Annotated in this window: 14 protein-coding genes and 1 pseudogene; 6 read left to right on the top strand and 9 right to left on the bottom strand. The window is 71.9% G+C overall.

Annotated features, from left to right (window positions below; translation table 11 throughout):
* Window positions 1-10 precede the first annotated feature (10 nt).
* Window positions 11-760, bottom strand: coding sequence for an ABC transporter permease (locus tag AC4IHM_RS09735; RefSeq protein WP_490866672.1), 750 nt, complete (start codon window positions 758-760; stop codon window positions 11-13).
* A 25-nt stretch (window positions 761-785) separates the two neighbouring features.
* Window positions 786-1,568, bottom strand: coding sequence for an ABC transporter ATP-binding protein (locus AC4IHM_RS09730; RefSeq protein WP_490866671.1), 783 nt, complete (start codon window positions 1,566-1,568; stop codon window positions 786-788).
* An 81-nt stretch (window positions 1,569-1,649) separates the two neighbouring features.
* Between AC4IHM_RS09730 and AC4IHM_RS09725 the strand changes: the two genes are divergently transcribed.
* The 4 genes from AC4IHM_RS09725 to AC4IHM_RS09710 all read left to right on the top strand — a co-directional run bounded on the left by AC4IHM_RS09725 (window position 1,650) and on the right by AC4IHM_RS09710 (window position 6,712).
* Window positions 1,650-2,291 (top strand): TetR/AcrR family transcriptional regulator, encoded by a 642-nt coding sequence (locus tag AC4IHM_RS09725; protein WP_490866670.1) that lies wholly within the window; start codon window positions 1,650-1,652, stop codon window positions 2,289-2,291.
* 137 nt (window positions 2,292-2,428) lie between these two features.
* On the top strand, window positions 2,429-3,277 hold the full coding sequence (locus AC4IHM_RS09720) for a 3-hydroxyacyl-CoA dehydrogenase family protein (RefSeq protein WP_490866669.1): 849 nt from the start codon (window positions 2,429-2,431) through the stop codon (window positions 3,275-3,277).
* 178 nt (window positions 3,278-3,455) lie between these two features.
* Window positions 3,456-3,779 (top strand): STAS domain-containing protein, encoded by a 324-nt coding sequence (locus tag AC4IHM_RS09715; RefSeq protein ID WP_490866668.1) that lies wholly within the window; start codon window positions 3,456-3,458, stop codon window positions 3,777-3,779.
* A 275-nt stretch (window positions 3,780-4,054) separates the two neighbouring features.
* On the top strand, window positions 4,055-6,712 hold the full coding sequence (locus AC4IHM_RS09710) for an ATP-binding protein (RefSeq protein ID WP_490866667.1): 2,658 nt from the start codon (window positions 4,055-4,057) through the stop codon (window positions 6,710-6,712).
* Window positions 6,713-6,801: 89 nt separating this feature from the next.
* Here AC4IHM_RS09710 and nucS read toward each other — a convergent pair whose 3' ends face one another.
* Window positions 6,802-7,473: an endonuclease NucS gene (gene nucS, locus AC4IHM_RS09705; RefSeq protein WP_490866666.1), complete on the bottom strand. Its 672-nt coding sequence runs from the start codon at window positions 7,471-7,473 to the stop codon at window positions 6,802-6,804.
* A 280-nt stretch (window positions 7,474-7,753) separates the two neighbouring features.
* On the opposite strand from nucS, the gene AC4IHM_RS09700 reads away from it, so the two are divergent.
* Complete coding sequence (locus tag AC4IHM_RS09700; RefSeq protein ID WP_490866665.1) at window positions 7,754-8,146, top strand: SCO5389 family protein; 393 nt, start codon at window positions 7,754-7,756, stop codon at window positions 8,144-8,146.
* Window positions 8,147-8,254: 108 nt separating this feature from the next.
* Here the strand turns inward: AC4IHM_RS09700 and AC4IHM_RS09695 are convergent, their stop codons facing one another.
* Window positions 8,255-9,283, bottom strand: a complete 1,029-nt coding sequence (locus AC4IHM_RS09695) for an LLM class flavin-dependent oxidoreductase (protein ID WP_490866664.1) — start codon at window positions 9,281-9,283, stop codon at window positions 8,255-8,257.
* Window positions 9,284-9,538: 255 nt separating this feature from the next.
* Here AC4IHM_RS09695 and AC4IHM_RS09690 point away from each other — a divergent pair, with 255 nt between their 5' ends.
* A complete protein-coding gene (locus AC4IHM_RS09690) occupies window positions 9,539-9,871 on the top strand; it encodes an Rv1322 family protein (protein ID WP_490866663.1) in 333 nt (110 codons plus the stop codon).
* A 13-nt stretch (window positions 9,872-9,884) separates the two neighbouring features.
* Here the strand turns inward: AC4IHM_RS09690 and AC4IHM_RS09685 are convergent.
* The 5 genes and pseudogenes from AC4IHM_RS09685 to AC4IHM_RS09665 all read right to left on the bottom strand — a co-directional run.
* Window positions 9,885-10,751, bottom strand: a pseudogene (locus AC4IHM_RS09685) (ABC transporter permease); the annotation flags it as partial.
* The gene (locus tag AC4IHM_RS09680; RefSeq protein WP_490866662.1) at window positions 10,748-11,983 is read right to left on the bottom strand and encodes an ABC transporter ATP-binding protein; all 1,236 of its coding nucleotides are present in this window, start codon (window positions 11,981-11,983) and stop codon (window positions 10,748-10,750) included. The gene AC4IHM_RS09680 and the pseudogene AC4IHM_RS09685, both read right to left, overlap by 4 nt.
* 123 nt (window positions 11,984-12,106) lie before the next feature.
* Window positions 12,107-12,883, bottom strand: a complete 777-nt coding sequence (locus AC4IHM_RS09675; RefSeq protein WP_490866661.1) for an ABC transporter permease — start codon at window positions 12,881-12,883, stop codon at window positions 12,107-12,109.
* Window positions 12,880-13,854 carry an ABC transporter ATP-binding protein gene (locus AC4IHM_RS09670; RefSeq protein ID WP_490866660.1) on the bottom strand — a complete coding sequence of 325 codons (975 nt, stop codon included), beginning with the start codon at window positions 13,852-13,854 and terminating at the stop codon, window positions 12,880-12,882. The genes AC4IHM_RS09675 and AC4IHM_RS09670 overlap by 4 nt, the downstream gene beginning before the upstream one ends.
* 97 nt (window positions 13,855-13,951) lie before the next feature.
* Complete coding sequence (locus AC4IHM_RS09665; RefSeq protein WP_490866659.1) at window positions 13,952-14,887, bottom strand: cellulose-binding protein; 936 nt, start codon at window positions 14,885-14,887, stop codon at window positions 13,952-13,954.
* Window positions 14,888-14,992 lie beyond the last annotated feature (105 nt).

Here is a 14,992-nt window from a genome sequence, read left to right as displayed (position 1 = left end):
GCCAGCGTAGTTACGCCCCGGCGGTCCGGAAGACGCGTGTGCCCACCGTCACGGCGAGCGCGGCGAAGGCGACGGCGACCAGGACGCCGTACAGCATGTGCGGCGTCGCGTAGGCGCCGGCATAGGCGTCCCGCACCGCGTCGACCAGATAGCGCAACGGCATCAGATGGGACAGCACGTCCAGCCAGACCGGGCCGAGGCCGATCGGCAGCATCAGACCGGACAGCAGCATGGACGGCATGGTCAGCGCGTTGATCGCGGGCCCGAACTCCTGCGGCGTACGGACCTTCGTCGCCAGCGCGTACGACAGCGACGCCAGCGAGACGGTGAGCAGGGCGACGAACACGAAGCCGATCAGCACGCCGGGCAGGGGTGCGCGCAGGCCCATCACCAGGGCCGCCAGCACCAGCAGCACCGCCTGGAAGGCGAACACCGTGGTGTCCCGCAGCACCCGGCCGAGCAGCAGCGCCAGGCGGCTGACCGGGGTGACGCGCATGCGCTCGACCACGCCCTGGCCGTTCTCGATGATGATCGCGAAGCCGGCGAAGGAGGCGCCGAACAGCCCGAGCTGGAGCAGCAGGCCCGGGACGAGCACCTGCCAGGAGCTGCCCCGCCCGCCGAGCGGCAGGCCGGTCAGCAGCGGGCCGAAGAAGAGCAGGTACAGCAGCGGCATCAGCACGCCGAAGAGCAGCGCGAAGCGGGAGCGCAGGGACTGGCGCAGATAGCGGCCGTAGATCAGCGCGGTGTCGTGGAGCAGCATCGGGGGTCCTTGGGGCCTCGGGGTCCTATACGGCTACGGGCGCGGCGTCGGCGGGTGCGGCGCCGCGGCCGGTGATGGCGAGGAAGGTGTCCTGGAGGGAGGCGCCGGGCGAGCCGCCGTACTCCCGTCGCAGCGCGGCCGGTGTGCCCTCGGCGGCCACCACGCCGCCGTCCACGACGGCCAGGCGGTCGCAGAGCGCGTCGGCCTCGTCGAGGTAGTGCGTGGTGAGGAAGACGGTCGTGCCGTACTCGTCGCGCAGCCGGCGCACCAGGTCCCACAGGCCGGCCCGGCTGCCCGGGTCCAGGCCCGTCGTCGGCTCGTCCAGGAAGAGCAGCCGCGGGCGGTGCGTGAGCGCCATCGCGATGTCCAGCCGGCGCCGCTGACCGCCGGAGAGCGCGCCGCACCCGCGCTCCAGCAGTCCGGTGAGGTCCAGGTCGCGGGCGAGTTCCCGGGCGCGCTCGGCCGCCCGCGCCCGGGGCAGCCGGTACAGGCGGGCCTGGGTGACCAGTTCCTCCCGCACGGTGATCTGCGGGTCCACGCCGCCCGACTGCGCCACGTACCCGCACGCCCGGCGCACCCCCGCCGGGTCGGTCGCCAGGTCGTGGCCCGCGACGGTGGCCGCGCCGCCGGTGGGGGCGAGCAGCGTCGTGAGCATCCGCAGGGTGGTGGTCTTGCCTGCGCCGTTGGGGCCGAGGAAGCCGAGGATCTCGCCCTCGCGGACGGTGAGGTCGATGCCGCGCACCGCCTCGACCGGGCCGTGCTTCGTCGCGAAGGTCCGGGCCAGGCCGGCCGTACTGATGATTGCCATGCGCCCCAGAAAAACAGAGTCACTTAAATTTTGCAATGCCCCCAATTTTTAAGCGACCTCAGCGGCACTTAGGATGGCGGCATGGCCGAGGGACTCAGGGAGCGCAAGAAGCGGCAGACCCGGCAGGACATCTCGGATGTCGCCACGGGGCTGTTCCTGGAGCGCGGCTTCGAGTCCGTGACCGTCGCGGAGGTCGCGGAGGCCGCGAACGTCTCCGTGAACACCGTCTACAACTACTTCCCGGCCAAGGAGGACCTCTTCCTCGACCGCTCCAAGGGCGTGGTCGACCGGCTCTCCCGCTGGGTGCGCGGGCGCCGCGACGGCGAGTCGGCCGCCGGCGCCGTGCTGCGGGAGCTGCGCGAGGAGGTCGAGTCGGTCTCCCCGCGGGTCGGCCTGACGGAGGGGTACGCGGGGTTCATGAGGGTCGTCCACGAGTCGCCGGCCCTGCGCTCGCGGATGTGGGCCATCGGCCAGGAGGTCGTCGTCGACCTGGAGCGGACCCTGCGGGAGGAGACCGGCGCCCCGGCCGACGACCCGCTGCCCGCCCTGATGGCCGGTCAGATCAACTGGCTGCACGGCACCGTGATGGCGGGCATCGGTCGGCGGATGGTCGCGGGCGGCCGGCCGGCCGAGGTCTCCCGCGAGGTGCTCCTGCTGCTGGACGAGATGGAAGGGCTGTTCAGTGCGAAGGTGCTCAACTACGCCGTACGGGGCGCGCAGTGACACCCGGATGCCACCCCTCGGTGTGATGTCCGTCATGTGAGACGTGACGCGCGTTACTAACCGGTCACACAGCCCCTCACTCCCGCTAATGTCCGGCCGAGAGAGCCAAGAACAGCCTGTATCAGGGGAGTCGCACAGTGACACGCAAGCTCGCCGTCATCGGAGCCGGTCTCATGGGGTCCGGCATCGCCCAGGTCTCCGCACAGGCGGGCTGGGACGTTGTCCTGCGGGACGTCACCGACGAGGCGCTGCGGCGCGGCACCGACGGCATCAGGGCCTCGTACGACAGGTTCGTCGCCAAGGGGAAGCTCGCCGCCGACGACGCCGAGGCCGCCCTCGCGCGCATCACCACGACCACCGACCTGGACGCCGCCGCCGACGCGGACGTCGTCGTGGAGGCCGTCTTCGAGAAGCTGGAGGTCAAGCACGAGATCTTCCGCGCGCTCGACAAGCTGGTCAAGGACGAGGCGGTCCTCGCGTCCAACACCTCCGCCATCCCGATCACCAAGATCGCGGCCGTGACGGAGCGGCCCGAGCGGGTCGTCGGCACGCACTTCTTCTCGCCGGTCCCCATGATGCGGCTGTGCGAGCTGGTGCGCGGCTACAAGACCAGCGACGAAACCCTCACCGCCGCACGGGAGTTCGCCGAGTCCACCGGCAAGACCTGCATCGTCGTCAACCGCGACGTTGCCGGTTTCGTGACGACCCGTCTCATCTCCGCCCTCGTCGTCGAGGCCGCGAAGCTGTACGAGTCGGGCGTCGCCACCGCCGAGGACATCGACCTCGCCTGCCAACTGGGCTTCGGCCACGCCATGGGACCACTGGCCACCGCCGACCTGACGGGCGTCGACATCCTGCTGCACGCCACGGGCAACATCTACACCGAGTCCCAGGACGAGAAGTTCGCCCCGCCGGAGCTGATGCGCCGGATGGTGGATGCCGGTGACATCGGCCGCAAGAGCGGGCAGGGCTTCTACAAGCACTGAGGTCTCGTCAGTCCCGGAGAACATCACACGCCGGGGTGAATTCGGTATCGGTTCGCTCACAGGCGGCAACCTCCGGTCGTTTCGGCCCGTCAGAGGGTGCAACACCTGATATCGCCGAGAGACCACAAGACAGAGAACACCACGCAGAGACGACGAAGAAGCACGCCGGGGAGCGCATATGCACATCAGGGGCGACCACGTCGAGCTGGTCGTCGGGGGCCGCCTCAACGTCCGCAGCGCGGCGGACGCCCGTACGGTCCTGCACTCGGCCGTCGACGACGGAGCCGGCGACCTGGTGCTCGACCTGTCAGAACTGGACTCCTGGGACGCCACCGGACTCGGCGTCATCATGGGGGCCCACCGACGGGCCGGCCGCTGCGGCCGGCGACTGGTGCTGCGCGGAGTACCGCCGCAGATGCAGCGCCTGCTGGTGGCCACCCGGCTGCACCGGATCCTGGCCATCGAGGGCGGCATCGGTGTGGAGACCCTGCCCAGGGTCTGATGCCGCGGGCAGGTGTGCGCCGGCGGACCGGGGGGACCCGGACACCGGACGGCGAATCGCCCGACACACGCAATCCTCACGAGACTGTGATGTCTCGGACTGCCCGGCACCCCGGTCTGTCGGAGATACTGGGCGAAGGTTTAGGGTCTGGCTGCCCGCCCATTCGCAACCCACCGGCGGGCCCGGACCAGAAGCGACAGCGCGGTGTGCGGCAAGGCCGGGAGGGTGGTCCCGACCGGGACCGTGCACACGACGCTTTTGGGGGGCTTGAACCGATGGACCCGAACAACCGGGGCCCCGAGGAGTACGGCCACGACGACGGAGGCACCTCCCGGTCGAGTCAATTCGAGACCGGGGCGGGCCACGCGCCGCGCCCGCGCTCACCGAGGGACTCCCTCACATCCGACTTCGGACAGTACACGCCGGCACTCGCCCGCACGGTGCAACTCGTCTCCGGCGACTTCCTGGTCACCGTCAACCCGGTCGACGGCAGCGAGATCGAGGTCTGCCCGGCCGCCGAGCGGCCCGCACGGCCCGAGAAGCTCACCGCCGCCGAACGCGCCGAGGTGGGCCGCGCCGCCCGGCCGCCGGTCCCGCCGGGGCCGACCCGCACCGTGCTGGGGCTGCTGGCCCGCGAGGACGAACGCGAACGCCTGGTGCGGCTGCTCGCCCGCGGCCGCTCCGTGCGCCTCACCGGCCCGGCCGGCTCCGGCCGCACCAGCCTCCTCGACCTCGTCGCCGAGGACTGCGCGGGCCTCGCCCCCGACGGCGTGGTCCGGCTCAACGGCCTCCACCGCACCGCCGACGACCTGCTCCACGACCTCTTCCACGCCGTCCACCGCGCGCCCCTGCACCGCCCGGACCGGGAGGAACTGCTCGGCCACCTCAGAGAGGTCGGCGCGGTCGTCGTGCTGGACGACGTTGAGTTCGGCGGCACCGTCCTCGACGAACTGCTGGCGGCCACCCCCGAGTGCGCCTTCCTGATCGGCGCGACCCCGGAAGTGCCCGCCCCCTCCGCCGACTCGGCCGTCGAGGAGGTCTTCCTCACCGGCCTGGACCGCTCGGACGGCGTCGAGCTGCTGGAGCGCGCCGCCGGCCGGTCCCTGACCGAGGAGGAGGCCAACTGGGCCGGCGACCTCTGGTTCGAGTCCGAGGGACTGCCGCTGCGCTTCGTCCAGGCCGGCGCCCTGCTGCGCCGGCGCGACCGGCTGCGGGCCGGCGCCGAGGCGGTGGACGAGTTCGGCGTCTTCGCCGACGCCCGCCCGGACGACGACACGCCCTACGAGCCCACCGAGTCCGACGACGTACCCCTGCCGTCCCTCGGCGAGGCCGCCGCGCCCGCCCCGCTGCTCGCCTCCCGGCTGAGCGCGTCGGCCCGCGCCACCCTGGAGTTCGCCGTCGCGCTCGGCGGCGAGGTGCCGCACCAGGCGCATCTGCCCGCCCTGGTCGGCGACACCCACGCGGACGCCGCCCTGGGCGAGCTGACCGACTGCGGACTGGTCTCGCCGGTCGGCTCCCGCTACCGGCTCGCCGCCGGGGTGCTCACCCAGCTGGAGAGCGCCGGATACGAGGAGGCCGTACCCGAGCGGGCGCTGGCCGCCGCCCAGCACTACGCCTGGTGGGCCGGGCACCCCTCGGTCACCCCGGAGCGGGTCTGCGCCGAGGCCGACGCCCTACTGGCCGCCCTCGCCGTGCTGGTGCCGACGACGACCGCGCCCGTTGAGGACGAGGAGGGCCCGGCCGTCCAACTGGCCCGCACCGCGGCCCCCGCGTTCGCCGCGGGGCTGCACTGGAGCGCCTGGGAGCGGGCGCTGCGCTCGGGCGCCGAGGCCGCCCGGCTCGCCGGCGACGTCGCCGAACAGGCCTACTTCCACCACGAACTCGGCATCCTCGCGCTGTGCGAGGACCAGCTCGACCGGGCCCGCGCCGAGTTGGAGGCCTCCATCGGGCTGCGCGGCGCGCTCTCCGACAAGCGCGGCGCCGTCGCCGGCCGCCGTGCCCTCGCGCTGGTCGCCGACCGCAGCGGGGAAGTGCCCGGCCTGGGCAGCGGCTCGGACGCGTTCGGTGCCGCGGGACCCGCGGCCGGCCTCGGCCCGACCGCGGCGGAGGAGGTGCCCGACGCCCGCAACGAGGAGTCGGCGTCGCCGGCCGCGGCCGTTCCCGGGCCCTTCCCGCCGCTCCAGCCGCCTCCCCAGTCGCCGACCCTGGTCACCAGCCGCGAGCACCCCGAGGAGCCGTCCCGCACGGTGGGCGGCGGCATCAAGGGCTTCGCGCGGCGCAATCTGGTGGCCGCCGGGGCGGGCGCGTTGCTCGTCGCCGTGCTCGGCACGGTGGTGACGCTCGGCGCCACGTCCGAGAACGACCCGAACGACCCCTCCAACGAGGTCGGCGTCAACCCGTCCGCCAGCCAGGGCGTCGACGACGGCAGCCTCGGCGCGGACCGGCCCTCCGACGACGGCGAGGGCCAGGGCGCCACCGGCCGGCCGGCCGACGCGGACCCGGACGACACCTCCGACGCGTCGGACGACCCGACGCCGACCGAGTCGACGCAGCCGTCCGACGACGCGAGCGACTCGGCGCAGCCGGGCGACCCGGGCGGCGAGAGCCCGGACGACCCGGGTTCACCGAGCGAGCCGAGCAGGTCGCCGTCCTCGCCGACGACGCGGCCGTCCTCGCCGAGGCCCACGGACACCGGGCCGAGCGACCCCGGAACGCCCACCGAGACCGACGAGCCCACCACACCCGCGCCCACCGAGACGGACACGCCGCCTTCGTCGACCCCGGAGACGTCCAACAGCGCGAGCGGGCCCGGCTCGCCGCCCGTCACCGCCGGCTCCCCGGCGGCCACCGCGAGCGCCTCGCAGAGCAGTACGCCGACCGGCGGCCCGGAGTCGCCGAGCGGTCCGCTCCCGGCGGCGGACGGGATCATCTGAGCCTCCCGAGGCGGGGGAGCGGGAACAGCGGGAGGGCCGGGTCCGTGTCGGACCCGGCCCTTGCGCGTGGCCGGTGACGGCCGGTCGGATCAGAACAGCCGCAGCTTGTCGTCCTCGATGCCGCGCAGGGCGTTGTAGTCCAGCACCTGGCAGCCGATGCCGCGGTCCGTGGCCAGCACGCGGGCCTGCGGCTTGATCTCCTGGGCGGCGAAGACGCCGCGCACCGGGGCGAGGTGCGGGTCGCGGTTCAACAGCTCCAGGTAGCGCGTGAGTTGCTCCACGCCGTCGATCTCGCCGCGCCGCTTGATCTCCACCGCGACGGTCCCGCCCTCGGCGTCCCGGCACAGGATGTCGACGGGCCCGATGGCGGTCATGTACTCGCGGCGGATGAGGGTGTAGCCCTCGCCCAGCGTCTCGATGCGGTCGGCGAGCAACTCCTGGAGGTGCGCTTCCACGCCGTCCTTGATCAGGCCGGGATCGACGCCCAGTTCGTGCGAGGAGTCGTGGAGGATCTCCTCCATCGTGATGATGAGCTTCTCACCCGCCTTGTTGACGACGGTCCAGACGCCCTCCTCCGCGTCCGCGCCCTCCTTCAGCGTGCAGGGCGGAGACATCCAGTTGAGGGGCTTGTAGGCCCGGTCGTCGGCATGGATCGAGACGCTGCCGTCCGCCTTGACCAGGATCAGTCGGGGGGCCGAGGGGAGATGGGCGGTGAGCCGCCCCGCGTAGTCGACGGAGCAGCGGGCAATGACGAGACGCATGGTCGGCAACGCTACTCGACCGGCCCGGCCCGGCGCGATTCGCCCGTGCGGCGGTGACCTCGCGCACTGTCCCACTTCTCCCATTGGCCCCGTCTTGCGCACTGGCCGATTGTGTGCCTACGCGATGGTGCCCATCTGGGCATTCTCCTGGTGCGGTCACGATCGGTTGCTTACGGTATTGAACGGGAGGTCGCGAACTGTGTACGCAGCGTGTTCGTCATCGCGCACTCCCTCAACTGTCCGGCAACCCCCGCCAGTCGGGGGTGCGAGAGGAGAACCCATGTCGCTCGACGTCTCACCGGCCCTACTCGAACAGGCCGAGCGAGGCGAGGTCGACGAAGCAGCCTTCGTCGACTGCGTCCGGACTTCCCTGCCCTACGCATGGGAGATGGTCAGCTCCCTGGTGGCACAGCTGAAGGTCGACGGCGGAGCGTTCGCCGACAACCAGACGCCCCCGCCGGACGAGCAGGCGCGCGGCCAACTGCTGCGTGCGCTCGCGAGTGACGCCATACGCGGTGCACTGCAGCGGCACTTCGGGGTGCGGCTGGCCTTCCAGAACTGCCACCGGGTGGCGGTGTTCCCGTTGGACTCCTCCGTCGACGAGAAGCTGACCCGATTCACCTCGGTGCGCGGCCAGATACTGAACCAGTCGCCCGAACTGCGCGACTGCTGACGCCGTGGTCGCCTGCTTGCCGCTCCGTACCCGGGAGGTGCGGTGGTACCGGAGCGGCAAGCTCCCCCTTCCGGGCTCCCGGGGCTCGCACACCCGGCACCGGCCCGCTCAGCGGAGCTGGGGGAGTACCTCGGTCCCGAGCCGCCGTACGTTCTCCTCGGTCGCCGCGAGGTCTCCGGACCCCTCCACGAGCAGCGCGAAGCGGGAGATGCCGGTGCGCTCGCCGGTCGCCGCGAGCCGGTCCGCGCACAGCCGGGGCGTGCCCACCGGGTGCAGCCCGCAGAGGAGTTCGGTGTACGCGTACGGGTCGCGCATCCGCCGGGCGCGGCCGTCCACCGTGACATGGGCGCCCAGCCCCTGCCGCAGCCAGCCCGGCACCGCCTTGAGCAGGGTCTCCGCCGCGTCCGTGCGCCGGTCCGCGATCTGGCAGACGCCGGCCGAGACATGGGCCGCGCCGTGGATCTCCGCGGCCGGCCGCCCGGCCGCGCGGGCGTGCCGCCGCCACAGGGCGACCATCTCCGCCTTCTCCTCGTCGCCGACGTGCATCCCGAGCAGCATCGGCAGTCCCCGCTCGGCCGCCGCGCGCACGCTCGGCGGGGAGGTGCAGGCGACGACCACCTCCGGGCCCGCGGCCTCGGAGAGGGACTCCGAGGGGCGCGGCACGACGGGCACCTCGCGGAACCGGAAGCGCTCGCCCGAGGCGCCGACGGCCGGCTCGCGCAGCCAGCGCACCAGCAGGTCGAGTGCCTCGGGGAAGCCCTTCTCATAGGCCTCGAGACCCGCGCCGAACACCTCCAGGTCCACCCACGGGCCGCCCCGGCCCACGCCCAGCGAGAACCGGCCGCCGCTCGTGATGTGCAGCAGCGCGGCCTGCTCGCCGAGCGCCACGGGATGGACGGTGGGCAGCACACTGACCGCGGTGCCGACCCGGATGCGCCGGGTGCGCCCCAGCAGCAGCGCGGCCAGCGTCACGGCCGACGGGCACGTGCCGTACGGCACGAAGTGGTGTTCGGCCAGCCAGACCGTGTCGAGTCCCGACTCCTCGGCCACCTCGGCCGAGCGGACCGCGCGGTGCAGCGCCTCCCCCTGCCCCTGGCCCGGGAACTGGGCACCCAGCACGAAACTTCCTACGCGCATTGCTCTTTCCTGCTTCCTCGGCCCCGACACGGAGCTCCCCCGCAAGGCATAACCGTCTGACACGTGCCGAGGACACGGCCGGGCAAAGAGATTTGCGGATTGTCTGCAAAATCGGCCGTTCTGACGGGGCGCGAGGGACCTGGCCGGAACCGCGCCCGGGGGAGTTGCGGTGATTGGCGGCGTACGTGTACCCCTGTCCGTGCCGCGTAGGCTGTACGCCGCCCATACTTCCTGTATAGCTCCGTGAGGTGTCCTGTGTCCCCGCGTCGCAACCGACCCAAGGGAGCCGGTCCGTCCGGCCGCAGCGCCGAACTCGACGACTCGGGCCGCTACGGCGGCTGGCAGTCGGCGGAGAGCTGGCAGGGCGAGGAGTGGAGCGTACGGCACGTGGCGGGCGCGAGCGCGCGGGGGAAGTCGTACCGCTGCCCCGGCTGCGACCAGTTGATTCCGGACGGCGTCCCGCACGTGGTGGCCTGGCCGGCCCACTCGGGCGTCGACGAGCGCCGGCACTGGCACAAGTCCTGCTGGAACGCGAAGGACCGCCGCACCACACGGGTGCGGCGGTCCCGCAACGCGCCGAGATTCTGAACGCCCCAGTCAGAACGTCCCGCTTGTGCAGCAGGGCGAAGGCGCCGGCGAACACGGCCGCGGTCACGCCGAGCAGGATCCACAGCGGGTCCCAGCCGGAAGGCCCGGACTCGGAGAGCGAGTTGGCGTAGAAGATGCTCATCTGGTTCGGGATCGAGTACTCGAACAGCGCCCGCTGAACGGCGCGCAGCGAATCCGAGAACATGAACAGCGCCATCACCAGCGGGGCCAGCAGGACGCCGATCATGATGGTGATCGCGCCCGCGGAGTGCCGGATGATCGAGCCGACGGCCAGCGAGAGCAGCCCGAGCAGCGCGATGTACAGCGAGACCCCGACGGTGCCCTTCAGCCACTCCCCGCCGGTGGGGTCCACCGCGCCGTTGTCCTCCAGCATGGCCACGTGCGTCAGCGCGACCAGCGTCGTGGACACCAGCGTCACCACGAACGCCACCAGGAAGAACACGATCGCCTTCGCCGTCAGCACCCGGCCGCGGCTGGGGCAGGCGGTCATCGTCGTGCGGATCATGCCCGTGCCGTACTCCGACGCGGTGGTCAGCACACCGAGCGCCATGACGCACATGCTGCCGAGCAGCAGCCCGAAGAAGCCGAGGCCCAGCGCGCTCTCGCCGGCCAGGTCGGAGGACGAGCGCGCCACCACCGCTCCGACCAGCAGCCCGATGCCGACGACCAGCAGGACGAACACGCCCAGCGTCCACATCGTCGAGCGCACCGACTTGATCTTCGTCCACTCGGAGGCGAGCGCGTGCACGACGTTCGTGCGCACCACCGGGATCGGCGACGTGTAGGTGGGGTACGGCGAACCGGGCGCCGCCTGCCACTCGGGCGCGGCCTGCGGCGTCGGGGGCTGGGGCGTGCTCATCGGGCGTCCTCGGGCTTGGTCGGGTCGGTGACGGGCGCGGGGGCGGTCGCCGGTGCGGCGGCGGGCGGCGCGGGGGCCTGATCGACCTGGGGAGCCTCCTGCGCGTACGGGTTGGCCGGCTGCCCGCCGGGCGCGGCCGGGGCGGCGTACGGTCCCGCCGGGGCCTGGCCGGGCGCACCCTGCGCCGCCGGGAAGGGCGGGCCGCCGTGCTGGGGCGGCGGCGGGGCGTACCAGCCGGGCTGGCCCTGTCCGGGCACCGGCATCGGCGGCTGCGCGCCGGGCGGCAGCGGCTGCTGGAGCCCGGCCTTCTGGTCGGCGGTCGACCGGTAGTCCACGGCGCCCTGCGTCATCCGCATGTACGCCTCCTCCAGCGAGGCCTGGTGCGGCGAAAGCTCCCACAGCCGTACGTCGCTGTCGTGCGCGATGTCGCTGATCCGGGGGAGCGCCAGCCCGGTCACGCGCAGCGCGCCGTCCTGCTCGGGCAGCACGTTCCCGCCCGCCTCGGTCAGCGCCGAGGTCAGCTTCTCGCGCACCTGCGGGTCGCCCTCCGGCGTGCGCACGCGCGCGAAGTCGGCGGAGTTCGCCGAGATGAAGTCCGTCACGCTCATGTCGGCGAGCAACTGGCCGCGCCCGATGACGATCAGGTGGTCGGCGGTCAGCGCCATCTCGCTCATCAGGTGCGAGGAGACGAAGACCGTACGGCCCTCCGCCGCGAGCGCCTTCATCAGGTTGCGCACCCAGTGGATGCCCTCCGGGTCGAGGCCGTTGACCGGCTCGTCGAAGAGCAGCACCTGGGGGTCGCCGAGCAGCGCGGCGGCGATGCCGAGCCGCTGGCCCATGCCGAGGGAGAAGCCCTTGGAACGCCGTCCGGCCACCTCCTGGAGGCCCACCACGCCGAGCACCTCGTCCACCCGCCGGGCCGGGATGCCCGACAGCTGGGCCAGGCTCAGCAGGTGGTTGCGGGCGCTCCGGCCGCCGTGCACGGCCTTGGCGTCCAGCAGCGCCCCGACCTGACGGGCCGCGTTCGGCAGCTTGCGGTAGGGGTGGCCGCCGATCGTCACGTGCCCCGCGCTGGGATTGTCCAGGCCGAGGATCATGCGCATCGTCGTCGACTTGCCCGAACCGTTGGGCCCGAGGAAGCCGGTGACGGCACCGGGCCGCACCTGGAAGGAGAGGTTGTACACAGCGGTCTTGTCGCCGTAGCGCTTGGTCAGGCCGACAGCCTCGATCATGCTCCGCACCCATCGAAAGGTTCAGGACAGCAGGGCACACGCCCCCGTAAGGGTTAGGAGGATATCCACGCGCTGACGGTTCCGTTCAAGCTCGCGCAAAATCCGGTGCCCCGCGGAACCTTTTCAGGCGTCCCGCCTCTTCAGTACCGCGTATCCGCCGACGAGCGCCGCGACCACCCACAGGGCCATGATCCCGAGGCCGCCCCACGGGCCGTACGGGACGTCGTCGTCGATCGGCGTGACCACCTGCATGATCTTGCTGCCGGCCTGGTCGGGCAGGAACCGGCCGATCTTCTCCGTCGCCGGGACGTTGCCCAGGATGTTGGAGATCAGGAAGAAGAACGGCATCAGGATGCCCAGCGACAGCATGGGGGAGCGCAGCATCGTGGCGACGCCCATCGAGAACATCGCGATGAGGGTCATGTAGAGGCCGCCGCCGATCACCGCGCGCAGCACTCCCGGATCGCCGATCGACGCCTTGAGGTCGCCGAGCATCGCCTGCCCGAGGAAGAAGGTGGCGAAGCTGGTGACCATGGCCACCACCAGGGCGAGGGCGGTGGCCACCGCGATCTTGCTGAACAGGAAGGTGCCGCGCTTCGGCACGGCGGCCAGCGAGGTGCGGATCATGCCCGAGCTGTACTCGTTGCCCACGACCAGCACCCCGAACACGATCATCGCGAGCTGGCCGAGGCTCGTCCCGGCGAAGCTGATGAAGGTCGGGTCGAAGGAGAGCCGGTCCCGCTCGCTCATGTTGCCGAACTCGTTCTTCGACAGTGCCGAGATCAGCATGCCGAGGGCGATGGTGACGACCACGGCGAGGGACAGCGTCCACACCGTGGACGCGACCGAACGGATCTTGGTCCACTCGGACCGGACTACCTGTGCCGCCGCCACGCTCATCCCCTCCTCCAGTCGTTGCCCCACGGTTGCTGTTGCTGCTGCGGCGGCACCTGGCCGGGCGGTTGCCCGTTGTGCGCGTGGTACTCCACGGACTCCGCGGTCAGTTGCATGAACGCCTCCTCCAGCGAGGCCCGCTGCGGGCTCAGCTCGTGCAGCACGATCTGGTGCCGGGCCGCCAGCTCGCCGATGGCCTGCGACTGGTCGCCGTCCACCTCGACGGTCTCGCCACCGCTCTCGGCGACCGCGATCCCCGCCTCGGCCAGCGCGTCGAGCAGCCGCTCGCGCTGCGGGGTGCGGATCCGGACGTAGCTGCGGGAGTTCTCCGCGATGAACTCGGCCATCGAGGTGTCGGCCAGCAGCCTGCCCTGGCCGATGACCACCAGATGGTCCGCCGTCAGCGCCATCTCGCTCATCAGATGGGAGGAGACGAAGACCGTACGGCCCTGGGAGGCCAGGGTCTTCATCAGATTGCGGATCCAGTGGATGCCCTCGGGGTCGAGGCCGTTGACCGGCTCGTCGAACATCAGGATCCGCGGGTCGCCGAGCAGGGCCCCGGCGATGCCGAGCCGCTGGCCCATGCCGAGGGAGAAGCCCTTGGTCTTCTTGCCGGCGACCGCCGTGAGCCCCACCGTGTCCAGGACCTCACGCACCCGGCCGGCCGGAATGCCGTTGCTCTGCGCGAGGCACAGCAGGTGGTTGTAGGCGCTGCGCCCGCCGTGCCAGGCCTTGGCCTCCAGCAGCGCGCCGATGTGCGTCAGCGGGTCCTTGAGGTGCTCGTAGTGCCTGCCGTCGATCCGGACGTCCCCGGCGGAGGGGTGGTCCAGGCCCAGCACCATCCGCATCGTGGTCGACTTGCCCGCGCCGTTGGGACCGAGGAAGCCCGTGATGATGCCCGGTCTGACGGTGAATGAGAGATTGTTGACCGCCACCTTCTCGCCGTACCGCTTGGTCAGCCCCTCAAGCTCGATCATGGCGACCACGCTAGAACGGGACGAGGCCCACTGCCACCCCAAGTGACAGAAGGCCTCGTCCGTGTTCCCTGCCTGTCCGGCCGGTGTGCGCCCCGCGTCAGCGGGACTGCTGGGCCGGCACCCCGCGGGAGACCGGCTCCTCCTCGGCCGGCGTACCGGCGGCGGCCACCGCGGCGCCCGTGAGGGTCGCCAGCATCTCGCGCACGTTGGTCAGCTGCGCGTTGATGGAGTCGCGGCGGTTGGTGAGAGCGGCCAGCTCGCGCTCCGACTCCGAACGGATCCGGTCCGCCTTGGCGTTGGCGTCGGCCACGATGTCCTCGGCCTGGCGCTGTGCCGTCTCGACGGTCTGGCGGGCGCGGCGCTCGGCGTCCGTGCGCAGCTTCTCCGCCTCCAGGCGCAGCTGCTCCGCGCGGTGCTCGATCTCCGCGAGCCGCTTCTCGGCCTTGGCCTGACGCGAGGCCAGGTCGCGCTCGGACTGCTCACGGCGCTTGGCGAGGTTCGTCTCGAAGTCGGCGGCGGCCTGCGCGGCCTTGGCGCGGGTCTCCTCGAAGAGGGCGTCCGCCTCCTCGCGCTTGGACTGCGCGTCCTTCTGCGCCTCGGAGCGCAGCTGCGAGGCGTCGCCCTTGGCCTTCTCGACGATCCGGACGCCCTCGTCCTCGGCCTTGGCCTTGCGCTCCGCGGCGTAGGACTCCGCGTCGTTGCGCACCTGCTGGGCCGAGGACTCGGCCAGCTCGCGGTGCTGCTCGGCCGCGCGCCTGGCCTCCTCGCGCAGGTCCTTCGCCTCTTCCTCGGCGAGACGCAGGATCTTCTCGACCCGTGCGCCCAGACCGGCGTACGACGGCTCGGCGTCGTTGACCTGGGCCTGGGCGTTCTGGGTCTCGAGGTGGAGTTCCTCGATGCGCTTTTCCAGAGCGGTGATGCGGGCGAGAGCACTGTCACGGTCGGAGACGAGCTTGGCAATACGTTCGTCCACCTGAGCGCGGTCGTACCCACGCCGCACAAGCTCGAAGCCGTAGGGGGAAGTGTCGCTCATGGGGTTCCTGTCGAAAGAGACCGGGTGAGGTGATAGAGGGAATCCTAGGCGCCAATGCGGTGTGTCATCGAGCGGATGCGCGTTTGATACGGAGAATGACACCTC

The sequence above is a fragment of the Streptomyces sp. SL06 genome (genome assembly GCF_058244745.1).
Note: the sequence above shows the minus strand (reverse complement) of the source record. Positions and strands in the feature narration are given on the sequence as shown.